Consider the following 22,299-nt stretch of genomic DNA (forward strand, 5'->3'; position numbering starts at 1 on the left):
CATGCCTGCTGAGAGTAAGCGCGGCGCCAAGCCGAAATGGCTGACGGTGATCGGCATCGGCGAGGACGGTTTAGCGGGTCTCGGCGACGAGGCCAAGCGGCTGATCGCCGAGGCCGAATTCGTCTTCGGCGGCAAGCGGCATCTGGCGCTGGTGGCTTCGCTCATCAAGGGTGAGCAGCGCCCATGGCCGGTGCCATTCGATGCCGGCATGGCAGACGTGCTGGCGCTGGCCGGCCGGCGCGTCTGCGTGCTCGCCTCCGGTGATCCATTCTTCCACGGGGTCGGCGCCACCCTTGCCCGCAAGGTCAAGCCTGAAGAGATGCATGTCATCCCCGCGCCATCGGCGATTTCGCTGGCTGCCGCCCGGCTCGGCTGGGCGTTGCAGGACATCGAGACGATCTCGCTGCATGGAAGGCCGCTCGACCTGATCCGGCCGCTGCTGCATCCCAGGGCGCGCATCCTGGCGCTGACATCGGACGGCGACGCACCAGCGACAATAGCGCGCCTGCTCGTAGAGCTCGACTTCGGCGGTTCGCGGCTGACCGTTCTGGAAGCGCTGGGCGGACCGAACGAGAAGCTTCGCTCGGCACGTGCCGACGCTTTCGATCTCAGAGACATCAATCCGCTCAACGTGCTGGCGCTTGAGCTTGAATCGACACAAGAGGCCCGCATCCTGCCGCTGACCGTTGGCCGCGCCGACCATCTGTTCGAGCACGACGGCCAGATCACCAAGCACGACATCCGCGCCATCACGCTTGCGGCGCTGGCGCCGAGGCGTGGCGAATTGCTGTGGGACATCGGCGCCGGTTCCGGCTCCATCGGCATCGAATGGATGCTCGCTCACCCCTCGATGCGCGCCATCGCCATCGAGGCCAACACCGACCGCGCCGCCCGCATCGTCCGCAACGCCGCGCATTGCGGCGTGCCCGGTCTTGTCGTGGTGGAAGGGTCGGCGCCCAAGGCACTGGCCGGGCTGGACACGCCGGATGCGATCTTCATCGGCGGAGGTGGCAGCGACGCCGGCGTACTGAACGCCGCCATCAAGGCGCTGCCATCCCGTGGCCGTCTCGTTGCCAATGCGGTGACGCTGGAGATGGAGGCGCTGCTTCTCGCGGAGCACATCAAGCGCGGCGGCGACCTTACCCGCATCACCATTTCCCGCGCTTCTCCTGTCGGTTCGATGCAGGCCTGGCGCCCGGCCATGCCGGTCACCCAGTGGAGCTGGGTGAAGCCATGATGGTGGCGGGCATCGGCAGCCGGAAGGGCGTGAGCGTCGAAGACGTGCTCGCGGCGATCGAAACCGCCCTCGAAGCGCACGGGCTGGCGATAACGGCGCTGTCGGCCTTGGCGACCGCCGCGCTCAAGAAAGACGAAAAAGCGATCTCTGCCGCTGGCCGCACGCTCAACCTTCCCGTCATCATCGTTGATGACGCAGCACTTCAGGCCGTCTCGTCGGAGGCACTCAGCAAATCCGATCTCTCGCAGGATCTCGCCGGCACACCCTCCGTCTCAGAAGCCTCCGCCCTTGCCGTTGCCGGCCCCGGTGCAAAGCTGCTTGGTCCACGCACCGTGCTCGGCCCGGTCACCTGCGCCATCGCCATCAGCGGAGACGCGCCATGACCGTGCATTTCATCGGCGCCGGTCCCGGCGCCGCCGCCCACATCACACTGCGCGGCGCCAAGCTGCTGGCAAGCTGCCCGGTCTGTCTGCATGCCGGCTCGATCGTCGCGCCGGAATTGCTGCAACACTGCGCACCGGGGACCAAACTGATCGATACGGCGCCGATGTCACTCGACGAAATCGAGGTCGAATATGTGACAGCCCACCAGGCCGGCCACGATGTCGCCCGCCTGCATTCCGGCGACCTCTCGGTGTGGAGCGCCGTGGCCGAGCAGATCCGCCGGCTGGAAAAACACGGCATTCCTTACACGCTGACGCCGGGCGTTCCCTCTTTCGCCGCCGCAGCCGCAGCCCTTCGCCGCGAACTGACCATTCCCGAGGTGGCGCAAAGCCTGGTGCTGACCCGCGTCTCCGGCCGCGCCTCGAAAATGCCGCCGGGCGAAACGCTGGCCGGCTTCGGCCGCACCGGCGCCACACTGGCCATTCATCTCGCCATCCACGCCATCGATCGCGTCGTCGCCGAATTGTCGCCGCATTATGGCGGCGATTGCCCGGTGGCGATCGTCTTTCGCGCTTCATGGCCGGACGAGCGCGTGCTGACCGGCACGCTAGCGACCATCGAGGCGCTGCTCGCCGCCGATCCCATGGAGCGCACGGCGATCATCTTCGTCGGCCGCTCGCTGGCAGCGGAAGGTTTTGGCGAGAGTTCATTGTACGACGCCCACTACCAGCGGCGTTTTCGCGGGCGGGACGGATTGTGAGCGGTAAAAGCGAAAACACCACGCTCGAACAGGCCCTTGCCCGGCTGAACTTCAAGCCGCGCCGGCTTGAGCCGGGCCATGTCTGGCTGGCCGGCGCCGGCCCCGGCGATCCCGGCTGCCTGACGCTGGAAGTGCTGGCGGCTTTAGCCGAGGCAGATGCGCTGGTCTACGACGCGCTGGTCTCGCCCGACGTCGTCGCTGTCGCGGAAAAGGCCGAACTGTTCTTTGCGGGAAAGCGCGGCGGCAAGCCGTCGATGAAGCAGGACGACATCACCGCTCTGCTGGTGCGGCTGGCGCGCGATGGCCGCCGCGTCATCAGGCTGAAGGGTGGCGATCCCTATATTTTCGGCCGTGGCGGCGAAGAGGCGCTGGCGCTGGCGCGCGAAAAAATCCCGTTCCGCGTCCTGCCCGGCCTGACATCGGGGCTGAGCGCGCTGGCCGCCACCGGCATTCCCGCAACCATGCGCGGCATCAACAAGGCGATCATCCTGGCGACAGGTCATGCCGCCGGCACAGATGACGATCTCGACTGGGGCGCGATCGCCCGCACCGGCCAGCCGGTGGTCATCTATATGGGCATGGCCAATCTGCCTGTTATCGCCGCGTCGCTGCTCGAAGGCGGGCTGGCGCCGTCGACGCCGGCGGCTGTCATCGTTTCGGCGACGACACCGCAGGAGCGGACCGTCGTCGCGACACTCGCCACCATTTCCGAAGCGGCCGCCGCGGCGGAATTGGCCTCGCCGGCCCTCATTGTCGTCGGCGGCATCGTCGCCATGCGCGCAGCACTGGCGGGTAACGCATGACCCGCGCCATCATCATCGGCGCGCCGCGTTCCGGCTCCGGCAAGACCAGCGTCACCATCGGCATTTTGCGCGCGCTCGCCCGGCGCGGCATCAAGGTGCGCGGCGCCAAGTCCGGCCCCGACTATATCGATCCGGGTTTTCATACCGCCGCCACTGGCCTGTCCGGCGTCAACCTGGACAGCTGGGCGATGTCGCCTGACCTGCTCAACGCGTTGGCCGGCAATGCCACCGAGGACGCCGATTTTATCTTCCTCGAAAGCGCCATGGGCCTGTTCGACGGCATCCCGGCCGGACAAGGCCGCACCGGCTCGGCCGCCGATCTGGCGCGGCTCTACCACCTGCCGGTGCTTTTGGTGCTCGACGTCTCGGGACAGTCGACGCCGGCGGCCGCCGTCGCCAAGGGCTTTGCCACCTATGATCCCGATGTGCGCATGGCCGGAATCGTGCTCAACCGCCTCGGCAGCGAGCGCCACCGCAAGCTGTGCAGCGAGGCTATCGAAGCGCTCGGCCTGCCGGTCGTCGGCGCCATCCTGCGCGATCCCACGCTCAATTTGCCGGAGCGCCATCTCGGCCTCGTCCAAGCCGGCGAATATGCCGACCTGATGACGCATCTCGACCGCCTCGCCGACATGGTCGAGAAATCCCTCGACCTTGACGCCATCATGGCGCTGGCCGCGCCGTTTTCGCCGTCACCGGGCAGTTTCGAAAATGCCTTGCAGCCGCCCGGCCAGCGCATCGCACTCGCCGAAGATGCCGCTTTCACCTTCCTCTATCCGCACGTCGCCGCCCACTGGCGTCAGGCCGGCGCCGAGATCGTGCCGTTCTCGCCGCTCGCCGACGAAGCACCGGCGCAGGATTGCGATGTCTGCTGGCTGCCCGGCGGCTATCCCGAGCTTCACGCCGGCCGCCTCGCGGCGGCGACCAATTTCCGAGCTGGCATGGCAAGGTTTGCCGAGACCAAACCCATCCATGGCGAGTGCGGCGGCTTCATGGTGCTGGGCGAAGCGCTGGAGGACGCGGCCGGCGAGACGCACGCCATGCTTGGCCTGCTCGGCCATTCTACCAGCTTTGCCAAGCGCAAGATGAACCTCGGCTACCGCGAGGCACGCCTGCGCGCCGCCTGTCCGCTGGGGCCGCAAGGCGCGCTGATCCGTGGCCATGAATTCCACTATGCGCAGATGATCGCCACCGGCAATGACGAGCCGCTGGCCGACCTAGCCGATGGCCAGGGCAATCCGCTCGGCGCCTCCGGCTATCGCCGCGGCCTTGTCAGCGGCACCTTCTTCCACGCCATTGCGAGGAGTGCATGACCGCCGTGCCCTCACCCCGGCAAGCGCTCGACGACGTCGCGCTTTGCCTCGTCTTCTTCACCCGGCTGCCGCTGCCGGTCTTCGACTTTCGTGGCCGCAGCCTGGCCGATGCGATCTGGGCGGCGCCTGCCGCCGGCCTCGCGGTCGCTTTGGTCGGCGCCGTCGTCTACGCCATCGGGGTAAAGCTCGGTCTCGCCGCTGGGCCGGCGGCCGCACTTGCGCTTGCAGCAACCCTGCTCGCCACCGGCTGCCTGCATGAGGATGGGCTGTCGGATGTCGCAGATGGCTTTGGCGGCGGCAAGACGCGCGATAAAAAACTCGAGATCATGCGCGACAGCCGTATCGGCGCCTATGGCGCTTCGGCGCTTGGCCTGTCGATGCTCATTCGCTGGAGCGCGCTGTCGCAACTGGCCGATCCGACAAGCGTTCTCTTCGCGCTGATCGCCGCCCATGCCGCCTCGCGAGGCCTGCTCGGCGCGTTCATGCATCTGGCGCCGGCGGCGCGCAGTGACGGCCTGTCTGCCGGCGCCGGGACCGTCTCGACCCAGACAGCTGTTCTCGGCGCCGTGCTCGGGGCCATCCCGCTTCTGACTCTGGGGCTCGGCGGCGCCTTTGCCGCACTGATCCTGCTCGCTCTCGTGTTCAGCGCCTTGCGCGCGCTCTGCCTCAACCAGATTGGCGGCCACACCGGTGACACGATCGGCGCCCTGCAGCAGCTGGGCGAGATCACTGTCCTGCTCGTCGCTTCCGTTTCCCTGTCCTGATTCTTCCCCGGAGATTCCTTCCCCATGCCATTCAAATCATTCGACGAACTGCGCGCCGCCTGTCTCGATCTGCCTGCCGGCAGCGATACCGCCGCCAACGCCGTCGCCCGCCGCCAGGACACGCTGACCAAGCCTCAAGGCAGCCTGGGCCGGCTGGAAACTCTCGCCGCCTGGCTGGCGCGCTGGCAGGGTCGCGACATGCCGAAACTCGACCGCGTCAAAGTCTTCGTGTTCGCCGGCAACCACGGTGTGACGGCGCAAGGCGTTTCAGCCTTTCCCTCGGAAGTGACGGTGCAGATGGTGGCGAATTTCGCCGGCGGCGGCGCCGCCATCAACCAGCTTGCCCGCATCGCCGGCGCGGAACTCGACGTCATCCCGCTCGATCTCGATCATCCGACCGGCGACTTCACTGACGTGCCGGCAATGGACGAAAAAAACTTCCTCGCCGCCGTCTCGGCTGGCTATGACGCGGTGACGAAAGACCTCGACCTCGTCTGTTTCGGCGAGATGGGCATCGGCAACACCACGCCGGCGGCCGCCATCTCGACCGCCCTGTTCGGCGGCGGCGCTGAAAAATGGACCGGGCGCGGCACCGGCGTCGACGATGCCGGGCTGAAGCGCAAGGTCATCGCCATTGAATCCGGCCTCAAGCGCCATGCCGACGCGCTGTCCGACCCGCTGAAGATCGCCGCCGCCCTTGGCGGACGAGAACTCGCCGCCACCTTCGGCGCCACGCTCGCCGCCCGCCGCAACAATGTCCCGGTGCTGCTCGATGGCTTCGTCTGCACGGCCGCGGCAGCGCCCTTGGCGCGGCTGCACCCGTCTGGCCTCGCCCACACCATCGCCGCCCATGTCTCGGCCGAATCCGGCCACCGCCGCCTGCTCGAAGTGCTCGGCCTGCCGCCGCTGCTCGACCTCGGCATGCGGCTCGGCGAAGGCTCCGGCGCCTGCCTAGCCGTCAACATCGTCCGCTCGGCGCTGGAGTGCCACACGGGCATGGCGAGCTTTGCCGAGGCTGGTGTTTCGGAGAAGTAGCTAGAGCGATTTGACGGGAGGGCGCCGGCCCGAACCTTCACTGACCATCGTCGGGCCGATCACTGGCATTCCGGGCTGGTGGCTCGAACAGCACGGCCGCTGAAAGATTCCCCACCTGGGGGTTGGCCCGCTGCTTCTGTGGTGGGCTCTTTTTACTGGCACTATTCGCCGCCGTTGCCGACAAAATGTGATTGACGTAACGGTGACCAGGCGCAATCATTACGGATTGGGCAGGGTGAGGGCGTTTTCAATGAAACTCGTTGTCTTTGGCGTAGCAATAGTATTGGCCGCTACCGGAGCAGCTGCTGCGAAAGAGAAGAAAAAGGTGGCCACCGCTCAGGCTACAACCTCGTGTTCTACAGCTCATAAGAAGGCTGGCAGCAAGCCGACCGCGAAACCGGATTGCAAATCGACGGGCACCGTGGTTGCGCGACCGTCAAATAGGGCCGAAAACTTCCTGGATCATTATAATCCGCGCTTAGGGTATGACACCAGTCCGTGGTTTCAAACTGGCTTTAATTGATGGCGGCTTCGGCTTCCGGGCTTTTCTTAATCCAGCGCGGCCTTCACTCCTTCGCCAAATAGCGCACCGGCTTACCGGCCGCCGAGTTTAAGGCAAACCTGCCCCAGCATGTCGAGGCGCGTCAACGCGTCCGGCATTCCAAGGTCTTCCACCAACTCTTCTAGAAATTTGGTGGGTGCGCACAGGATTGAACTGTGGACCCGCTGATTAAGAGTCAGCTGCTCTACCAACTGAGCTACGCACCCACTCGACCGGTAAAACCGGCGTTGGCGGGCATATAGCCGCCGATACCGGTCCTGTCCAGCCCTGCCGGAATCATTTCCCGACAAATCGCTGAACTGCCGCAGGCGGTCACACGAACAGCCTGCCTTCCGCCACCTTGATGGCATGGCCGCCGATGCGCGCGGAGGCCAGTTTTCCGCCTTCCACAGTGAGTTCCAAGCGGATACGTGACGGGCGGCCCATCTCCAGCCCCTGCTCGATCCACAGCTGCGAAATGCCGTCGGTGGGCGCATCGAAATGCATGATGGCGCCGGCAAAGGCGGCTGCCGCCGAACCGGTCGCCGGGTCTTCATAGGACGGCGTGCCCGGCACGATCATGCGGACATGGAAGGCGCTGTCATGGTTCACCGTCTGGCGGCAATAGACATACGGGCTGGCGAAAGCCCATTCGCTCTTGCGCGGCGCCAGTTCGGACCAGGCCTGGTTATCGAGCTTGACCCGGGCCGCAGCCTCCAGATTGGCGACCGGGATGGTGACGTAAGGCACGCCTGCCGACCAGAACGACACCAGGTGATTCTCGAAGCCGATCTCGTGCGGCGCCAGCCCGAGGGCGGCGCCGATCGCCTCCGGGTCGGCATCGAGCTTCAGCGGCTCCGGCAGCTTCGCCAGGTCGAACTCGGCAAAGGTGGCGCCATCGTGCCGGCTGACGGCGCAGCGCACCGGGCCGATATTCTCCTCCAGCACGAAGATGCCGGCTTCGCCCTCGCCTGTCAGTTCGGCCAGCGCGATCGCGGCGCCAACTGTCGGATGTCCGGCGAACGGCATCTCATAGTCGGGCGTGAAAATGCGGATGCGGTTGCGATGTTTTGGATTGTCCGGCGGCAGCACGAAGACCGATTCGGACAGGTTGAACTCGCGCGCAATGGCCTGCATGGCGGCTGTATCCAGCCCTTGGCTGTCGAGTACGACAGCCAGCGGATTGCCGGCCAGCCGCTCCGTCGTAAACACATCGTAGAGCAAGTAATTGCGGGTCTGCATCTTGAAAAACCTTCCGCCTCAATCCGAACATGGCCGAAATTTAATTTGATATTCGAACCACCAAGCCTGATCTGTGCACAACTAGGGACATTACGCTTTCATAGGGGTCCGGCGTGGACCAGCTTGTCAATCTGCCAAAGACGGAATCGGATTCCGCCATCGAGGCGGCGCTCGGGCTTGATCAGAGCGGCGTGCGCAAGACGCGCCGCCGGGGCTGGCTTTACGCGCTGCTGGCGCTGATCGCACTTGCCGCCGGGTTGGCTGGCTACCAGTGGTTTGCCGGCTCCCCGGCCAAGATCGACTACACCACCACGCCGGCTACCATTGCCGACCTCACCGTCGCGGTTTCGGCGACCGGCACGCTGCAGCCCCTCACCCAGGTCGACATTTCAAGCGAGCTGTCCGGTATCATCCGCTCGGTCTCGGCCGAAGAGAACCAGCAGGTCAAGAAGGGCGACGTGCTGGCGACGCTCGACACGGTGAAACTCGAGGTCCAGATCGAACGCGCCGAAGCCTCGGCCAAGGCCGCTGCCGCCAATGTCGAGGACGCCACGGTAACCCTGAAGGAGAACGAAAGCGCCCTCACCCGCGCGGCCGAACTGACCAGGCGTGGCATGGCGACCGATCAGTCGCTCGAGGCGGCGACTGCCACGCGCGACCGCTCCAAGGCGGCGCTCGATAGTGCGCAGGCCAATCTCGCCATCGCCCAGGCCGATCTCAAGGCGCAGCAGACCGACCTTGCCAAGAGCACCATCTATGCGCCGATCGACGGCATCGTCTTGACGCGTTCCGTCGACCCCGGCCAGACGGTCGCCTCCTCGCTGCAGGCGCCGGTTCTGTTCATCATCGCCGCCGATTTGAGGAACATGGAATTGGTGGCGGCGGTCGACGAGGCCGATATCGGCGCGGTCAAACCAGGCCAGCATGCACGCTTCACCGTCGATGCCTTTCCCGAGCGGCCGTTCGACGCCGAGATCCGCGACATCTCCTACGCCTCGGTCACCACCGACGGCGTCGTCACCTACAATGCACGGTTGGAAGTCAACAATAACGAGCTTTTGCTGCGGCCCGGCATGACCGCCACGGTTTCGGTCGTCACCAGGCAGGCCAAGAGCGTGCTCACCGTGCCTTCAACAGCGTTTCGCTATCGGCCATCGGCACCTGCTGCCCGCGCGTGGAGCCTCAGCGATCTGTTCACCGGCCGCATGGGCCGTGGCGGCAACCGCCGCCAGCCGGTGAAGGCGCCCACCGACGGCTCACGCACGCTCTATGTGCTGGAGAACGGCCGGCCGCACCCGGTCAACGTGAAGATCGGCTCCACCGACGGCGAACTGACCGAGATCACCTCCGGGCTGGATGAAGGTGCAGAGGTTATCACGACCTCGCAGCTGCGGAGCTGACGCCATGGCCGCGGGCCTCATCGGTTTCGACTCGGTCTGGAAGAGCTATGGCCAGGGCGAAGCCAAGGTCCATGCGCTGGCCGGCGTCGACCTCGCCATCCAGCGTGGCGAATTCGTCGCCATCATGGGCCCGTCCGGTTCGGGCAAATCGACCGCGATGAACATCATCGGTTGCCTCGACACGCCGACGGCCGGAACCTACTCCTTCATGGGCATCGACGCCGGGCGGCTCGACCGCAACCGCCGGGCGCTTCTGCGCAATCTCTATATCGGCTTCGTCTTCCAGGGTTACAATCTGTTGCCGCGCACCACGGCGGCGGAAAATGTCGAGCTGCCGCTGATCTATCGCGGCGCGCCGGCCCGCGAGCGCCGCGATCTTGCCATGCAGGCGCTGGCGGAGGTCGGCCTGGTCGGGCGCGAACACCACACGCCGGCCGAACTCTCCGGCGGCCAGCAGCAGCGCGTGGCGATCGCGCGCGCCATCGTCACCAGGCCTACGCTGCTCGTCGCCGACGAGCCGACCGGCAATCTCGACACCGCCCGCACGCATGAGATCATGGAGTTGTTGACGCGGCTGAACCGGGAGCTCGGCTTGACCATCGCCATGGTCACCCACGAGGCCGATGTCGCCGATTATGCCGAGCGCACCATCCGCTTCCTCGACGGCCACGTCGCGTCCGACACGGCCAAGTCGGAGTTGGCGTCATGATCTGGGAAACCGTCCGCCTCTCTCTGCGCTCCATCCGCCGCAATGTGCTGCGCTCGTTCCTGACGCTGCTCGGCATCGTCATCGGTGTCGCCGCCGTCATCGCCATGCTGACCATCGGTTCGGGCACCACGGCCAAGGTCAAGTCGGACATCGCCAAGCTCGGCTCGAACCTGCTCGTCGTCCGTTCCGGCCGCCCGGCAGGCACCGGCGGACCAGGCGGGCTCGACCAGGCGGTACGGCCTCTGGCCGACAAGGATGTAGCCGCCCTCGTAGCCCACCTGACCGGAGCGCGCGCCATTGCGCCGGCGTCGCAGAAACAAGTCCGCGTCATTTTCGGCACCGAGAGCCTGACCTCGGGCGTCACCGGCACCGACAGCGCCTATCTCGACGCCCGCGACTGGAAGCTGGTGTCGGGCCGCCCGTTCTCGGATTCGGAAACACGCTCCGGCACCGGCGTCTGCCTGATCGGCGAAACGGTGCGCCAGCAATTCTTCGGCGCCGGCGAACCCGAGGGCGAGATCATCCGCGTCAACCGCACCTCGTGCAAGATCATCGGCCTGCTCGAACCCAAGGGCTATACCGGCTTCGGCCAGGACCAGGACAATGTCGTCTTGATGCCGCTTGCCGCCTATCAGCGCCGCATCGCCGGCAACCGCGACATCGACAACATCTACGTCGCCGCCGACGATCGCACCCCGACCACCGAATTGCAGCCGCGAGTCGAGGACATTTTGCGCGACACCCGCCGCATCACGCCGGACCGCGAAGACGATTTCTCAATCCGCGACATGACCCAGATCGCCGACGCCATGGCCAGCGCCACCACCACCATGACCGGCATGCTGGGCGCCGTCGCGGGCGTCAGCCTGCTGGTCGGCGGCATCGGGATCATGAACATCATGCTGGTCTCGGTCACTGAGCGCACCCGCGAGATCGGCATCAGGCTCGCCATCGGCGCGCATGAAAAGCACATCCTCATCCAGTTCCTGGTCGAGGCGACGGTGCTGTCGCTGCTCGGCGGCATTATCGGCATCCTGATCGGCCTGGCGCTGGCCGGCCTCGCCTCGGCAACGCTGGCCATACCGTTTGCGCCGAGCCCGGCGGTCATCCTGCTCGCCGTCGGTTTTTCGGCGCTGATCGGCATGGTGTTCGGCTTCTTCCCGGCGCTGCGCGGCGCCAGGCTCGACCCGATCGACGCGCTGCGCCACGAATAAGCGCCAGATCAGCTCCACCGCAACCAACCGCTATCCACAAGGATGGGTGCTTGTCGACATCGGCAATACTTGTTGTCGTCCGGTCTGCGATGCTAATTTTAGAGCAAAGCATCTGGTCAAGGAGTGGCAATGAGCAAGAAGGCGCGGCTGATTCTGACGATGGTGATCATCGAAGGCGCCCTTGCGGGACTTTGGTGGTATCTCGCCCGCTACGGCATGGCCAATCCCGATCGTGTCACCGCCGATTTTCAGGCAGTCGTCGGCCAGACGATGGGCATGGTCATGGGTGGATTGCTGGGCATCGGCGTCATCCTGTTCCTCGTCGCCGCCCGCAACAACCGCAAGGCGGCGCAGAACAATCCGCGCCGTTAGCCCCCGCCACCGCCAAAATGCCACTCGACCAGCGGCTTCATATGCGGCGCCAACCCTTCCGGCAGGTCGGCGGCGTGGCGGATGATCACCGGCCCCTCGATCTCCGGCTCGGTCTCGGTCGCGACGAAGGCGCCGATGCGCCGCGCAATCTCGTCGGCCGGCGCATCGACGTGGTAGCGGCGGAAGAGGACCGTGCCGGTCGAAGTCGACAGCGCATGGTAGCGCTTGCCGCGCGCAGCGCCTGTCAGGTCAAGCCCGGTCTCCTCGCGCACTTCACGGATCATGTTGAAATCGACATCGACGCGGCCATCGCGAAAATCGATCGGCTCGAACGAGCCGGCAGCGAAGTAGACACTGCCGGCCGGGACCGTGTGCGCGCCCATGCGGATCGCCACCAGGGCGTTGTCGCCGGCGACCAGCATGGCGTGGCCATAGGCATGCTCGGCGCCCGTCCCCTGCCGGTTCTTTCGCCACAGCAGGAAGGTCGAGTACTTCACCGCGTGACAACGCCCGACGATCCGGTTGTCGCGCCAGGCGAGCGCCGAGAGCAGCACCACCGTGCCGTCGAACAACGCCGGATTGGCCGTGACCTCGCGCCGCCAGTTGTCAGTGATCGCCTGCGCGTTGTCGCGCTCGAACGGATGCGGGCCGGGGTCGAGCCGGACGTCGATTTCGTCGACGGGCACGATGACGTTGCGCGGCAGGTTGAAGCTCACCGTGCTCAAGCCATGTCCAGGGTAATTGCGACGGGACAATGGTCCGACGCCTTCGGCCGGTCCCAGCCGGCGCGCGGAAAGCGCTCCACCGCCTGTCCGGCCGGAAAGATGGTGCGCCAGGGCTGGCCGTTGCGGATGATGTCGGGAACCGCCGTCGCATTCTTCGCCGCCAGCCCTTTCGACAGCAGGATGTAGTCGAGCTGGCACAGATGCCGCTCCTTCGGCCCGCGCGTGTGGTAGAAACTCCAGCGGTCCATCTCCGGCCGGCGTTCGACGACATTCTCGCAAAAGCCGCCGGCGGTGAGCACATCGATACAGGACTGGCTCTCGTCGATCACCTGGAAGCGGTAGCCGTCGATAGCGTCGCCCTCGATCTTCACCCGCTGGCGGTAGTCGTTCATGTCGCCGCAGATCGCCCAGTTTTTGTCGGCTGCGTGCTCTTTGCCGAAGCGCTCCTCGATAATGCGGCGCACGGCTTGCGCCTCGGCGATGCGCACCGGCATCGTCGCCTCGCGTCCGTCGAGCCCGTTGCGCGGCGAGCCCATCGATTTGAAATGGACGAGATAAAGCGTCAGCGGCACGCCGCCGACCTTGATGTCGACCTCCAGGCAATCGCGCCGGAAGATGCGTTCATTGGCCAGGTTGCCGAGCGCCTCGAGTTCGGGCGTGTGCAGCCCGAACTGCTCGAACGTGACATAGGCATGGCTGGTCATGCGCACGAATTCGATCGGCTGACCTTGCGCTGTCTCGTTGCGCATCATCACGGCAACGTCGATGCCGCGCGAATCATTGCCGGCGGTGGTGTATTTCTGCCGGTAACCCTCGCCCACCATCTTGAAGAGATAGCCGTACTCGAAGGCCTTCAGCGCCTCGATGTTGTCGACCTCCTGCATGCAGATGATGTCCGCACGGGTGGCGGCAATGGCGAGCGCGGTCAACTGGCGCGTATCGTCGGATTGCGCGATGGCGCGCGCCTGCTCCAGCATCCGGTATTCGGCTTCGCTCTGAATGTCGAAAAGCGCCAGCGTGCGGTCTTCGTTGAGCTGGTTGCGGAAGCCCGAGTAATCGAACCTGTTCATCAGGTTTTCGACATTGAAAGTGGCGAGGCGCAGCGACATGGACTGACCTTTGCCCGCAAGCGCCAATGAAAACAAGGGCTGCTCGTCATGGCTGATGGAACCTTTCTGTTCATCCTCCGTTCAGACGCCAAGGTCCATCAATAGGCCACTTCCCTGGGGTATCCGGGCGTGGGGCCTGTATCACTTGGAGAGTGCAATGAGCTCGCTCTTTTCGTCCACAGTCAAATCCGGGCTGTTAGCGCTCGGTCTTTTCTCGGGTCTCACGGCGCCATCCGCCGCGGGCCCGATCCTGCAGCCGGACTTGTCGATGCCGGCAAGCACCGCATTGTCTGACATCACACCGGTTCGCGACAGCTGGGCGGGCGGCAATGACCGCCGCTCCTTCAACGATTGGCAGTGGCGCCGCCACGACAGCCGTCGCTTTGCCCGGTCAGGCAACTGGAACAACGGCAATTGGAATGGCGGCAACTGGAACGGCGGCGACAACTGGCGCTGGCGCCATCACCGCCACCATCGCGGCCGTGATTTTGACACCGGCGCCGCAGCAGTTCTCGGCCTCGGCCTGGGTCTCGGCCTCGGCAGCATCTACAACAACGGCTACTACAATAACGGCTATTACAATGACGGCTATTACGTGCAGCCGGCGCCCCGCCGCTATTACCGCACGCAGCGTCTGTCCAGCGCCCATGTACAGTGGTGCTACGACCGCTATCGGTCCTACCGGGCCTGGGACAACACGTTCCAGCCCTATGGTGGCCCGCGCCAGCAATGCTGGTCGCCCTACAGCTGAACTATAAACGACAATAAACGACAGCGCCGCCCCATCGCGGCGCCGTTTTCATTTGGGAAAGACGGCTGGTCTCGGTCACCGCTAACCATATGTTTATCGGCTCAGCCTATCCGTGATATCGTGCCCCATCTGACGATCGCGCCGATCCGGTCGCGAAGGACGTGCCGTCATGGCCGACAACGAATTGCGAAACAAACACCGGCAGCGCGTGCTGAAAGGCGCGACGATTCTGACCGGCCTCACCAATTCCGAGGTCAAGTGCACGGTGCGCAACATGCATGCCGGCGGCGCCGAGCTGAAAGTGTCTATAGACGCGCGCGTGCCGGACGAGTTCCTGCTCTATGTGCCGGTCGACGGCATCGGCTACAAGGCCATCGTGCGCTGGCGCCGCGACGACCGCATCGGCGTCGAGTTCACCGGCACCGAGCCGAAGCCGCATTGGCACTATGGCTGAGTATCCTGATCGATAAACCGGCATCAAAAGCCGGCGGATCGCTCCGCCGGCTCTTTGCTCCCAATCCCGACGACTGCGGGTTAGTTCTTGGCCTTGTCGACCAGCTTGTTCTTGGAAATCCAGGGCATCATGGCGCGCAGCTTGGCGCCGACTTCCTCGATCTGGTGGCTGTCATTGTTGCGGCGGATGCCCTTGAAGCGCGACATGCCGGCGCGGTATTCCTGCATCCACTCCGAGGTGAATTTTCCGGTCTGGATGTCCTTCAGCACGCGCTTCATCTCGGCCTTGGTCTCGGCGGTGATAATGCGCGGGCCAGAGACATATTCGCCCCATTCGGCTGTGTTCGAGATCGAGTAGTTCATGTTGGCGATGCCCCCTTCATAGATCAGGTCGACGATCAGCTTGACCTCGTGCAGGCACTCGAAATAGGCCATTTCGGGCGCATAGCCGGCTTCCACCAGGGTCTCGAAACCGGCGCGGATCAGTTCGACCAGGCCGCCGCAGAGCACGACCTGCTCGCCGAACAGATCGGTCTCGCATTCCTCGCGGAAATTGGTCTCGATAATGCCCGAACGGCCGCCGCCGACGCCGCAGGCGTAGGACAGAGCGAGATCGAGCGCGTTGCCGGAAGCATCCTGGTTGACGGCGACCAGGCACGGCACGCCCCCGCCCTTCTGGTATTCGCCGCGCACCGTGTGGCCGGGGCCTTTCGGCGCGATCATGACGACATCGACGGTCGACTTCGGCTCGATGAGGCCGAAATGCACGTTGAGGCCGTGCGCGAAGGCAATCGCGGCGCCGTCACGAATGTTTGGCGCGATTTCGTTTTTGTAGATGTCGGCCTGCAATTCGTCAGGCGTCGCCATCATCATCAAATCGGCCCATTTGGCAGCGTCCGTCACGCTCATCACCTTGAGCCCGTCGGCCTCGACCTTCTTGGCGGTCGCCGATCCAGCCTTGAGGCCGATGGCGATTTCCTTGGCGCCGGAATCCTTGAGGTTGAGCGCGTGCGCCCGGCCTTGGCTGCCATAGCCGATAATGGCGACCTTCTTGCCCTTGATCAGATTGAGATCGGCGTCGCGATCGTAATAGACACGCATCTTTTGCTTCCTTCCCACAGAGATTAGAGGCCTTGCGGCCCGGTTTTTGCTCCATAAAGAGCGAGAAACTGCTGCGTCGCCCGGGCGGCATCGCCGCCGATCGCCGCTTCAGTCAATTCCAGCCGGTCGCCGAGCAGGAGACGGATCTGCACGTCGCGGGCGACCAGCCCGAAAAAGGTCCGGAACGCCATTTCGGCGTCCGTAAAGTCGAGCAGCCCGGCCTGCTTGCCGGCAAGCAGCACCGGCTTCAACCGTCTGGCCAGCGCGAAACGGCCATTCTCCAGCACGATCGCGCCGAGATCGTCCTTTCCGGATCCGGTATGGCCGACCGCGACGCGGTTCAGCGCGATCGAGGTATCGCTCGAAATCACCTTCAGCCAGTCCGAGGCGAAGCCTTCCAGGCTTGCCGTCAGCGAGGCAAGATCGAGCCGCTCACCGTCGACCGGCACCACGCGCACTTTCGATGCCTGCCACTGCACGGTCGCCGTCAGCAGTCCGTCGCGGTCGCCGAACCATTTGTAGAGCGTTTCCTTCGAGCAGCTGGCGCGGCGCGCCACCGCCGTCATGGTCAGATTGTCGCCCTTCTCGACCAGCAGCCGCAAAGCCGCGTCCAGGACGGCCGTTTGCCGCTCTGTCAGCACTTCGCTGGTATCGATCTCGGCCCTTGCCTGCAACAATTTCCTGCCCATTCGATGAGCTCGCCGGGTCGCCTCAAACGGCGTACCGTACGTTACGGTTCGGCATATTGCGCAATCCTGTGCTCGACGCAAGGGGTTAGGTAGAAAAATCGTCGACGTGAGAGCCGCCGAGCAAACCACGAGATTCTGACGGATCAATCATCGGCGGGCGGATGGCGCAGCTCTCCAAGCAGGCTCGCCAGTATCTTCAGCTCCTCCGCGGAGAGTTTTGCGCCGACCAATTCCGCAATCGACCGTCCATAGACAGCCCACATCCGTCGCCGCGTCTGACGGCCCTTGGCCGAGATGCGGATGGTCTGGCCGCGGCCGTCATCGGCAACCCTGAGCTTCTCGACCAGTCCATCGGCCTCGAGGCGCGCCAGGAGCCGCGAGATGTTGTACTGCGCAAACAGAGTGCGCTCGGTCAGCTGGAATGGCCGCAGCCCGCCCTCGCCCGCCTCGGCGAGTTCATGCAGCACGTCATACCAGTCGAGCGGCGGCAAGCCGCTGGTCTTCAAAGCCTCTTCCGCCTTTTCGATGAGCTGGCGCGAAACCCGCATCAGGCGGGCCCAGGCCTTGACGGCTTCGGGCGAAGGCGTGGTTGTTTTGGTCATGACCCATCCTAGGCGATAGATGCAGTTGCATCAAGCTTGACGGTCAATGCACTTGCATCTATATGCATGCAATTGCATCAATCCGGGAAAGATCCATGAAACACGAAATCTGCAAAGTCGCCGATGTCCCACAGACGGGCAGCCTGATCGCGCCATTCTTCGGCCGCGAGGTCCATATTTGGCGCAGCGGTGAGCGCATCCGCGCCGCCGCCAATGTCTGCCTGCATTTCGGCGGGCCGCTCGACTGCAAGGACGGCAAGCTGGTCTGCCAGTGGCACGGCGCCGCCTTCGACATGACATCAGGCGACCGGATCGAAGGTCCGGCGCCAAAAGCGTCGCGACTGATGTTCCTGTCGACGCGCGTCGAGGACGGCGCGTTGAACTATGTCTGGGGAGAGTGACATGCCTGAGAAGAATGAAATGCCTGATAAGAATGAAATGACTGGCAAGCTCATTCTCGTCAGCCATCATCTATGCCCCTATGTCCAGCGCGCCGCGATCTCGCTGACTGAGAAGGGCGTGCCGTTCGAACGCGTCACCATCGACCTCGCCAACAAGCCGGACTGGTTCAAGGCGATTTCGCCGCTGGGCAAGGTGCCGCTGCTGATCGTCCACGCAAATGGCGAGAAGACAGTGATCTTCGAATCCGCCGTCATTCTCGAATTCCTCGAGGAGACGCAAGCCAATCCTCTGCATCCGGCCGACGCCTACGCCCGTGCCCGGCATCGCGCCTGGATCGAGTTCGGCTCGGCGACATTGAACACCATCGGCCGGTTCTACTCGGCTTCGACGGAGGCCGCCTTCCTGGCAGAGTCCACGGCACTTTCGGCCATGTTCGATCGTCTGGAGGACGAACTGGCCGACCAGACCGGACCGTGGTTCAACGGCGAGCGCTTTTGCCTTGTCGACGCCGTCTACGGCCCGGTCTTCCGCTATCTCGACGCCTTCGACGGGATCGGCAATTTCGGCATTCTGGACGGCAAGCCATTGGTCCAGGCCTGGCGCAAGGCGTTGAGCGAACGCGCCTCGATCAAGGGTGCCGTGGCGCCGGGCTATCCGCAGCGGCTGCGTCTATTCCTGCGTGCGAGAAATTCGTTTCTCTCGACCCTGATCCCGCCGGATGATCTGGCCAGTGCACCTCCTCTAGCCCGATCCGCCTGAACGGATCGATCAGCGTGCCGGCCACCATCGAGGCAAGCACGCTTGGCACTGGCGGGATTTTGGCGATGGTTGCCACCAGCCTGTCGCGGAAGAAGGGCAGCATCGTGCCGTCCGACTGGTAGAACGGCGTCAGCGCCAGCGACAGCAGCTGGAAGATCCAAACATGCCATCGCCGCGCCCGGGCGTAGCTTTCCAGCGCTGCCTCGACGTTGCCCGTTTGTGCCAAGGCATGGCTGAGTGCTGCCGCGTCGAGCAGCGCCATGTTGGCGCCTTGCCCGAGCTGCGGGCTGGTCGAATGCGCGGCATCGCCGATCACGGCCAGCCTGCGGCCGGCCGGCAGCTTCATCGTGTGGTGGCCGTAGCGCGCCAGCGACAGCTGGTCGAAGCTGTCGATCTGGCTGGTGAACGCCTCGCACTGTGGCCACAGCGAGACCAGTCGCGCCTTCCATGCGTCGAGCCCTGCCGCGCGCACGTTTTCGGCATCCGCCGGCTTCAGGCTCCAGAAGAACGCCGCCATCTTGTCCCCGCCCGGTTCCGGTCGGCCGATCGGCAGGACGCCGATCATCACGCTGGCCTTGTCGTAGCGCTGCAGCAGCGCATTTTCGTCGAAGCCTTGGCGCCAGCCGAGCGAGGCCCAGAACGCGCCGTAAGTGAGCTGCCGCGGCTCGGCCGGATCGTTGAGGCACCGGCGCAGCTTCGAACGCGAGCCGCTGGCGTCGACCACGAGGTCGAACGGCCCTGCCCTGCGGCCCCCCACCGTTCGGTTCTGGTCGAAGATCAGGATCGCCCGCTCACCGACGTCCAGCGCCTCGATCTCGACACTGGTTTCGATGGCGATGCCTTGGCGCTGCGCGGCGCGAAACAACACGTTGAACAACGCCGCCCGGTGCACCGCCAGCCCGAAACGGCCGCCAGGCTGCGCATCGTAGCGCACGGCGAGCACGGTGCGGCCGCTCGAGGCATCGGCGCCATGCAGACGCTCGATGCGGCTGCCGAGCGCCAGAATGTCGTCGAGCAGGCCGAGATCGGCAACCACGCTCAGCCCGGTCGGCTGCAGGATCAGTCCGGAGCCGACGGGCTTGGGCTCCTCGAAACGTTCGAAGACGGTGACGTTATGGCCCGCACGCTTGAGAAAGAGCGCGGTGGCGAGCCCTGCCGGGCCGGCGCCCGCAATCGCGATGTCTAGAGATTTTTCCATTGCCCGCCCAACCACTGGCGGGACAATCCTTCAGCGCCATTGTCAAATCAAGCCGCTGCTGCATGGACCAAAATATCAGCCACCGGCGTCGAAGGCAGCGCGCGCCTTGCGCACCGCACCATGGTTGAGTTCGGCCCACAGGATCAATTGATGCAAGGCGCCGAACATCGAACGGCCGAGATCGGTCAGGCTGTATTCGACGCTTGGCGGCTTGGTCGGGAACACTTCGCGATGAACAAAGCCGTCGCGCTGCAGATCGTGGAGCGTCTGGGTGAGCATGCGCTGCGAGATGTCGGGCACCAGGCGCCGCAACTCGCCGAAACGATAGGGCTGCTCGGCGAGCGCCGCCATCAGCAGCGAACTCCATTTGCCGTTCACGCCCTGCATCACGTCGCGAACCGGGCAATCGGCAATGTTTGCGCCATCGCTGGTGGCTTTGAATATATTGAGCTTGGTTCTCAGATTGACGACCTTGCCGTCCATGGCTGCTGGTTCCCTGGCGGTGCCTACCTCCCTAAAAACTGCCTTCTTTACGGTGGCCGGTCAATTCTTATTTTAGTGCTGGTCTCTTTTTGAGACTGTCAGAAGCACCCGCCACCCGGCGCAATTTCAGGGATCCCCCATGACCGCAACCCTTCTCGTCACCGGCGCTTCCGGCCAGCTTGGCCGCGGCGTCATCAACCACCTGCTGGACACATTAAAGATCCCCGCAAACCGCATCATCGCCACCACCCGTACACCCGCCAACCTTGCCGATCTGGCGGTGCGCGGCGTCGTCGTCAGAGCCGCTGACTTCAACGACCCGCAATCGCTTGCCGAGGCCTTCGCGGGAGCCGACCGGGCACTCGTCATCTCGACCAACGAACTTGAGGTACAGGGGAAGCGGCGCGAGCAGCAGCTTGCGGCGGTGACGGCGGCCAAACAGGCTGGCGTCGGCCACCTGCTGTACACCTCGATGCCCAACCCCGAGCCTGGTTCGCCGGTTGTTTTCGCGCCCGACCACTACGACACCGAACAGGCGATCAAGGCGAGCGGGATCCCCTACACGATATTCCGCAATGGCTGGTATAACGAGAACCTGTTCATGGCGTTGCCGCAGGTTCTGGCGTCGGGTCAGTGGTACACCTCCGCCGGCGACGGCGCCATTTCCTACGGCACGCGTGACGATTTCGCGGCGGCCATCGCCGCGGGGCTCGCCTCGGACAGCAGCGAAAGCGAGACTTACACGCTGACCGGCCCCAGTGCGTATACGGCTGCCGAAGTGGCGGCGTTGGTCACCGAGGTCACCAGCAAGCCGATCCAGGTCATCCAGCTTTCCGACGAAGCCCTGACCGCGGGAATGAAGTCGGCCGGCCTGCCTGAACCCTTCGCCAAGGTGCTGGTGTCGTTCGACGCCGCCGCCCGCGCAGGTGACCTCGGCATGGTGACCGACGCGGTCGAAAAACTCTCCGGCCGAAAGTCGGTGCCGCTGAAGCAGTTTCTGGAGACGAACAAGGCTGCACTGGCCGGCTGAAAGCTGCCGTTGCGGGACGCCGAGCCCTTACGATTCGGCCTCCTGCACAATTACTTACGTCGCTTGACCAGTCCCAGCCGGATCAGGCTTTCGCCCGTGGCAGTCAACGCATCTTCGCGCGAGCGTGGCGCCCAGCCGAGCACGCGCACCGCCTTGGCGTTGGTGGCGTTCTTGATCTTGCCCAGTTCCGTTGCGAGTTGTGCCGCTTCCGGATTGAACAGCCCGATGATGCGCACCAGCCAATCGGGAAACTCCCGCGTCGAGACGCGCGACGCCGCCGGCCCGAGCCGCGTCTTCAGGGTCTGCGCGATCTCGCGCACCGTCATGAAATCGCCGGCGACAGCGAGGAACCGTTCGCCCTTGGCGGCGGGGTGGGTCATGGCGCGAACATGCAGATCCGCCACGTCGCGCGCGTCGACGACGCCGAAGGACAGGCGCGGCAGCCCAGGCACGGCGCCGTTCAGCATGCGCTGGACAAATTCGGTCGAGGTCGAATGGTCCGCGCCGAGCACCGGTCCAAAGATGCCAACGGGATTGACGACCGCAAGCTCCAGCGCGCCGCCCTGCTCGGCGATGAAATCCCAGGCCGCGCGCTCGGCGAGCGTCTTGGACTTCACATAGGCGCTGACCTTGCCTGCCGGATCGGTCCAGTTTTCCTCGTTGAAAGGCTGCCCATCCGCGCGCATCTTGCCATAGCCGACGGCCGCGAAGGATGAGGTGAGCACGACGCGCCTGACCCCGGCATCCCGCGCCGCCCGCAGCACGCGCAACGCGCCCTCGCGCGCCGGAAGGATCAGGTCATCCTCATGCGTGGGCACGCCGGGCGGAAAAGGCGATGCGACATGCAGCACGTAATCGCAGCCGGCCACCGCCGCCGGCCAGCCTGCGTCGGCCATCAGATCGGCATGGGCGAATGAAAGGGCGTCACCGGGCTCCGTGCCACCTGCCTTGAGCATGGCGAGCACATCGGCTTCGCGCCTGGCCGATCGCACGGAGGTGCGGACGCGGTAGCCGGCCTTCAACAGTTCGAGGATGCAGTGAGCGCCGAGGAAGCCGGACCCGCCGGTGACCAGCACCAATTCGCCGCTCATATTAGCCTCCTCGACGATTTATCCCTTCGAGACCCCTCAGATCGCCACCTGCGTGCCGATCTCGACCACACGTCCGGTCGGGATCTGGAAATACTCCGTCGCATCGGCCGCCGAGCGGGCGAGCCCGATGAACAG

At 64.8% G+C, this 22,299-nt stretch carries 26 protein-coding genes, 1 tRNA gene and 1 pseudogene; 17 read left to right on the forward strand and 11 right to left on the reverse strand.

Annotation, left to right across the window (positions count from 1 at the left end):
* Position 1 precedes the first annotated feature (1 nt).
* The 8 genes from NKJ18_RS06920 (at position 2) to NKJ18_RS06955 (ending at position 6,816) form a co-directional block, all read left to right on the forward strand.
* Positions 2-1,237, forward strand: a complete 1,236-nt coding sequence (locus tag NKJ18_RS06920) for a bifunctional cobalt-precorrin-7 (C(5))-methyltransferase/cobalt-precorrin-6B (C(15))-methyltransferase (protein WP_023700384.1) — start codon at positions 2-4, stop codon at positions 1,235-1,237.
* Positions 1,234-1,620: a cobalamin biosynthesis protein gene (locus NKJ18_RS06925; RefSeq protein WP_023700385.1), complete on the forward strand. Its 387-nt coding sequence runs from the start codon at positions 1,234-1,236 to the stop codon at positions 1,618-1,620. The genes NKJ18_RS06920 and NKJ18_RS06925 overlap by 4 nt, the downstream gene beginning before the upstream one ends.
* Positions 1,617-2,381 carry a precorrin-4 C(11)-methyltransferase gene (cobM, locus tag NKJ18_RS06930; RefSeq protein ID WP_352758014.1) on the forward strand — a complete coding sequence of 255 codons (765 nt, stop codon included), beginning with the start codon at positions 1,617-1,619 and terminating at the stop codon, positions 2,379-2,381. Before NKJ18_RS06925 ends, cobM begins: the two co-directional genes overlap by 4 nt.
* On the forward strand, positions 2,378-3,184 hold the full coding sequence (gene cobA, locus NKJ18_RS06935) for a uroporphyrinogen-III C-methyltransferase (RefSeq protein WP_023670838.1): 807 nt from the start codon (positions 2,378-2,380) through the stop codon (positions 3,182-3,184). Before cobM ends, cobA begins: the two co-directional genes overlap by 4 nt.
* Entirely contained in the window at positions 3,181-4,494 is a 1,314-nt protein-coding gene (locus NKJ18_RS06940; protein WP_352758015.1) for a cobyrinic acid a,c-diamide synthase CobB, read from the forward strand. Before cobA ends, NKJ18_RS06940 begins: the two co-directional genes overlap by 4 nt.
* Positions 4,491-5,258 (forward strand): adenosylcobinamide-GDP ribazoletransferase, encoded by a 768-nt coding sequence (gene cobS, locus NKJ18_RS06945; protein WP_031194701.1) that lies wholly within the window; start codon positions 4,491-4,493, stop codon positions 5,256-5,258. Before NKJ18_RS06940 ends, cobS begins: the two co-directional genes overlap by 4 nt.
* Before the next feature lie 24 nt (positions 5,259-5,282).
* Positions 5,283-6,293 (forward strand): nicotinate-nucleotide--dimethylbenzimidazole phosphoribosyltransferase, encoded by a 1,011-nt coding sequence (gene cobT / locus NKJ18_RS06950; protein WP_023744658.1) that lies wholly within the window; start codon positions 5,283-5,285, stop codon positions 6,291-6,293.
* 250 nt (positions 6,294-6,543) lie between these two features.
* A complete protein-coding gene (locus NKJ18_RS06955) occupies positions 6,544-6,816 on the forward strand; it encodes a hypothetical protein (protein ID WP_155923538.1) in 273 nt (90 codons plus the stop codon).
* A 169-nt stretch (positions 6,817-6,985) separates the two neighbouring features.
* On the opposite strand, the gene NKJ18_RS06960 is transcribed toward NKJ18_RS06955, so the two are convergent.
* Both NKJ18_RS06960 and NKJ18_RS06965 read right to left on the reverse strand, forming a co-directional pair.
* Positions 6,986-7,061 (reverse strand) — tRNA-Lys (locus NKJ18_RS06960).
* Positions 7,062-7,167: 106 nt separating this feature from the next.
* On the reverse strand, positions 7,168-8,076 hold the full coding sequence (locus NKJ18_RS06965; protein ID WP_352499738.1) for a PhzF family phenazine biosynthesis protein: 909 nt from the start codon (positions 8,074-8,076) through the stop codon (positions 7,168-7,170).
* Positions 8,077-8,189: 113 nt separating this feature from the next.
* Between NKJ18_RS06965 and NKJ18_RS06970 the strand changes: the two genes are divergently transcribed.
* The 4 genes from NKJ18_RS06970 (at position 8,190) to NKJ18_RS06985 (ending at position 11,771) form a co-directional block, all read left to right on the forward strand.
* Complete coding sequence (locus NKJ18_RS06970) at positions 8,190-9,476, forward strand: efflux RND transporter periplasmic adaptor subunit (RefSeq protein ID WP_023744656.1); 1,287 nt, start codon at positions 8,190-8,192, stop codon at positions 9,474-9,476.
* A gap of 4 nt (positions 9,477-9,480) precedes the next feature.
* The gene (locus NKJ18_RS06975; protein WP_023744655.1) at positions 9,481-10,185 is read left to right on the forward strand and encodes an ABC transporter ATP-binding protein; all 705 of its coding nucleotides are present in this window, start codon (positions 9,481-9,483) and stop codon (positions 10,183-10,185) included.
* The gene (locus NKJ18_RS06980) at positions 10,182-11,399 is read left to right on the forward strand and encodes an ABC transporter permease (protein WP_023685173.1); all 1,218 of its coding nucleotides are present in this window, start codon (positions 10,182-10,184) and stop codon (positions 11,397-11,399) included. Before NKJ18_RS06975 ends, NKJ18_RS06980 begins: the two co-directional genes overlap by 4 nt.
* Positions 11,400-11,528: 129 nt before the next feature.
* Positions 11,529-11,771 carry a hypothetical protein gene (locus NKJ18_RS06985; RefSeq protein WP_023744654.1) on the forward strand — a complete coding sequence of 81 codons (243 nt, stop codon included), beginning with the start codon at positions 11,529-11,531 and terminating at the stop codon, positions 11,769-11,771.
* Here NKJ18_RS06985 and NKJ18_RS06990 read toward each other — a convergent pair.
* Complete coding sequence (locus NKJ18_RS06990) at positions 11,768-12,487, reverse strand: NUDIX hydrolase (RefSeq protein WP_352758022.1); 720 nt, start codon at positions 12,485-12,487, stop codon at positions 11,768-11,770. The genes NKJ18_RS06985 and NKJ18_RS06990 overlap by 4 nt on opposite strands.
* Positions 12,488-12,492: 5 nt before the next feature.
* Positions 12,493-13,605 carry an endonuclease/exonuclease/phosphatase family protein gene (locus NKJ18_RS06995; RefSeq protein ID WP_023744652.1) on the reverse strand — a complete coding sequence of 371 codons (1,113 nt, stop codon included), beginning with the start codon at positions 13,603-13,605 and terminating at the stop codon, positions 12,493-12,495.
* 157 nt (positions 13,606-13,762) lie between these two features.
* Between NKJ18_RS06995 and NKJ18_RS07000 the strand changes: the two genes are divergently transcribed.
* Together NKJ18_RS07000 and NKJ18_RS07005 are read left to right on the forward strand one after the other, a co-directional pair.
* Positions 13,763-14,356: a BA14K family protein gene (locus tag NKJ18_RS07000; protein ID WP_023744651.1), complete on the forward strand. Its 594-nt coding sequence runs from the start codon at positions 13,763-13,765 to the stop codon at positions 14,354-14,356.
* A 169-nt stretch (positions 14,357-14,525) separates the two neighbouring features.
* A complete protein-coding gene (locus NKJ18_RS07005; protein WP_023685169.1) occupies positions 14,526-14,810 on the forward strand; it encodes a PilZ domain-containing protein in 285 nt (94 codons plus the stop codon).
* Between the two features lie 80 nt (positions 14,811-14,890).
* Here NKJ18_RS07005 and ilvC read toward each other — a convergent pair whose 3' ends face one another.
* The 3 genes from ilvC to NKJ18_RS07020 all read right to left on the reverse strand — a co-directional run bounded on the left by ilvC (position 14,891) and on the right by NKJ18_RS07020 (position 17,201).
* A complete protein-coding gene (gene ilvC, locus NKJ18_RS07010) occupies positions 14,891-15,910 on the reverse strand; it encodes a ketol-acid reductoisomerase (protein WP_023744650.1) in 1,020 nt (339 codons plus the stop codon).
* 23 nt (positions 15,911-15,933) lie between these two features.
* Positions 15,934-16,599, reverse strand: a complete 666-nt coding sequence (locus NKJ18_RS07015) for a TetR/AcrR family transcriptional regulator (RefSeq protein ID WP_502903860.1) — start codon at positions 16,597-16,599, stop codon at positions 15,934-15,936.
* 143 nt (positions 16,600-16,742) lie between these two features.
* Entirely contained in the window at positions 16,743-17,201 is a 459-nt protein-coding gene (locus NKJ18_RS07020) for a MarR family winged helix-turn-helix transcriptional regulator (protein ID WP_023731255.1), read from the reverse strand.
* A gap of 95 nt (positions 17,202-17,296) precedes the next feature.
* Between NKJ18_RS07020 and NKJ18_RS07025 the strand changes: the two genes are divergently transcribed.
* Both NKJ18_RS07025 and NKJ18_RS07030 read left to right on the forward strand, forming a co-directional pair.
* Entirely contained in the window at positions 17,297-17,602 is a 306-nt protein-coding gene (locus NKJ18_RS07025) for a Rieske (2Fe-2S) protein (protein ID WP_023690332.1), read from the forward strand.
* Position 17,603: 1 nt separating this feature from the next.
* Positions 17,604-18,362 carry a glutathione S-transferase family protein gene (locus tag NKJ18_RS07030; protein ID WP_245265756.1) on the forward strand — a complete coding sequence of 253 codons (759 nt, stop codon included), beginning with the start codon at positions 17,604-17,606 and terminating at the stop codon, positions 18,360-18,362.
* Here NKJ18_RS07030 and NKJ18_RS07035 read toward each other — a convergent pair.
* Positions 18,325-19,560 (reverse strand): annotated as a pseudogene (locus tag NKJ18_RS07035) (FAD-dependent oxidoreductase); the annotation flags it as partial. The gene NKJ18_RS07030 and the pseudogene NKJ18_RS07035 sit on opposite strands and share 38 nt — an antisense overlap.
* A 75-nt stretch (positions 19,561-19,635) precedes the next feature.
* Complete coding sequence (locus NKJ18_RS07040) at positions 19,636-20,043, reverse strand: winged helix-turn-helix transcriptional regulator (protein WP_023690335.1); 408 nt, start codon at positions 20,041-20,043, stop codon at positions 19,636-19,638.
* Positions 20,044-20,182: 139 nt separating this feature from the next.
* Between NKJ18_RS07040 and NKJ18_RS07045 the strand changes: the two genes are divergently transcribed.
* Positions 20,183-21,073, forward strand: a complete 891-nt coding sequence (locus tag NKJ18_RS07045; RefSeq protein WP_023727713.1) for an SDR family oxidoreductase — start codon at positions 20,183-20,185, stop codon at positions 21,071-21,073.
* A gap of 50 nt (positions 21,074-21,123) precedes the next feature.
* Here NKJ18_RS07045 and NKJ18_RS07050 read toward each other — a convergent pair whose 3' ends face one another.
* Both NKJ18_RS07050 and NKJ18_RS32985 read right to left on the reverse strand, forming a co-directional pair.
* On the reverse strand, positions 21,124-22,164 hold the full coding sequence (locus NKJ18_RS07050; protein WP_023668370.1) for an SDR family oxidoreductase: 1,041 nt from the start codon (positions 22,162-22,164) through the stop codon (positions 21,124-21,126).
* A 36-nt stretch (positions 22,165-22,200) separates the two neighbouring features.
* The coding region (locus NKJ18_RS32985; protein WP_502898780.1) for a KUP/HAK/KT family potassium transporter at positions 22,201-22,299 on the reverse strand (99 nt) is incomplete at its 5' end.

Origin of the sequence: Mesorhizobium sp. M0217 (assembly GCF_040321955.1) — a bacterium.
Taxonomy (GTDB): Bacteria; Pseudomonadota; Alphaproteobacteria; order Rhizobiales; family Rhizobiaceae; genus Mesorhizobium.

Coding starts and splice junctions, on each gene's coding strand:
- NKJ18_RS06920 (WP_023700384.1), top strand. CDS start 2: ATGCCTGCTGAGAGTAAGCGCGGCGCCAAGCCGAAATGGCTGACGGTG.
- NKJ18_RS06925 (WP_023700385.1), top strand. CDS start 1,234: ATGATGGTGGCGGGCATCGGCAGCCGGAAGGGCGTGAGCGTCGAAGAC.
- cobM (WP_352758014.1), top strand. CDS start 1,617: ATGACCGTGCATTTCATCGGCGCCGGTCCCGGCGCCGCCGCCCACATC.
- NKJ18_RS06940 (WP_352758015.1), top strand. CDS start 3,181: ATGACCCGCGCCATCATCATCGGCGCGCCGCGTTCCGGCTCCGGCAAG.
- cobS (WP_031194701.1), top strand. CDS start 4,491: ATGACCGCCGTGCCCTCACCCCGGCAAGCGCTCGACGACGTCGCGCTT.
- cobT (WP_023744658.1), top strand. CDS start 5,283: ATGCCATTCAAATCATTCGACGAACTGCGCGCCGCCTGTCTCGATCTG.
- NKJ18_RS06955 (WP_155923538.1), top strand. CDS start 6,544: ATGAAACTCGTTGTCTTTGGCGTAGCAATAGTATTGGCCGCTACCGGA.
- NKJ18_RS06965 (WP_352499738.1), bottom strand. CDS start 8,076: ATGCAGACCCGCAATTACTTGCTCTACGATGTGTTTACGACGGAGCGG.
- NKJ18_RS06975 (WP_023744655.1), top strand. CDS start 9,481: ATGGCCGCGGGCCTCATCGGTTTCGACTCGGTCTGGAAGAGCTATGGC.
- NKJ18_RS06980 (WP_023685173.1), top strand. CDS start 10,182: ATGATCTGGGAAACCGTCCGCCTCTCTCTGCGCTCCATCCGCCGCAAT.
- NKJ18_RS06985 (WP_023744654.1), top strand. CDS start 11,529: ATGAGCAAGAAGGCGCGGCTGATTCTGACGATGGTGATCATCGAAGGC.
- NKJ18_RS06995 (WP_023744652.1), bottom strand. CDS start 13,605: ATGTCGCTGCGCCTCGCCACTTTCAATGTCGAAAACCTGATGAACAGG.
- NKJ18_RS07000 (WP_023744651.1), top strand. CDS start 13,763: ATGAGCTCGCTCTTTTCGTCCACAGTCAAATCCGGGCTGTTAGCGCTC.
- NKJ18_RS07005 (WP_023685169.1), top strand. CDS start 14,526: ATGGCCGACAACGAATTGCGAAACAAACACCGGCAGCGCGTGCTGAAA.
- ilvC (WP_023744650.1), bottom strand. CDS start 15,910: ATGCGTGTCTATTACGATCGCGACGCCGATCTCAATCTGATCAAGGGC.
- NKJ18_RS07015 (WP_502903860.1), bottom strand. CDS start 16,599: ATGGGCAGGAAATTGTTGCAGGCAAGGGCCGAGATCGATACCAGCGAA.
- NKJ18_RS07020 (WP_023731255.1), bottom strand. CDS start 17,201: ATGACCAAAACAACCACGCCTTCGCCCGAAGCCGTCAAGGCCTGGGCC.
- NKJ18_RS07025 (WP_023690332.1), top strand. CDS start 17,297: ATGAAACACGAAATCTGCAAAGTCGCCGATGTCCCACAGACGGGCAGC.
- NKJ18_RS07030 (WP_245265756.1), top strand. CDS start 17,604: ATGCCTGAGAAGAATGAAATGCCTGATAAGAATGAAATGACTGGCAAG.
- NKJ18_RS07040 (WP_023690335.1), bottom strand. CDS start 20,043: ATGGACGGCAAGGTCGTCAATCTGAGAACCAAGCTCAATATATTCAAA.
- NKJ18_RS07045 (WP_023727713.1), top strand. CDS start 20,183: ATGACCGCAACCCTTCTCGTCACCGGCGCTTCCGGCCAGCTTGGCCGC.
- NKJ18_RS07050 (WP_023668370.1), bottom strand. CDS start 22,164: ATGAGCGGCGAATTGGTGCTGGTCACCGGCGGGTCCGGCTTCCTCGGC.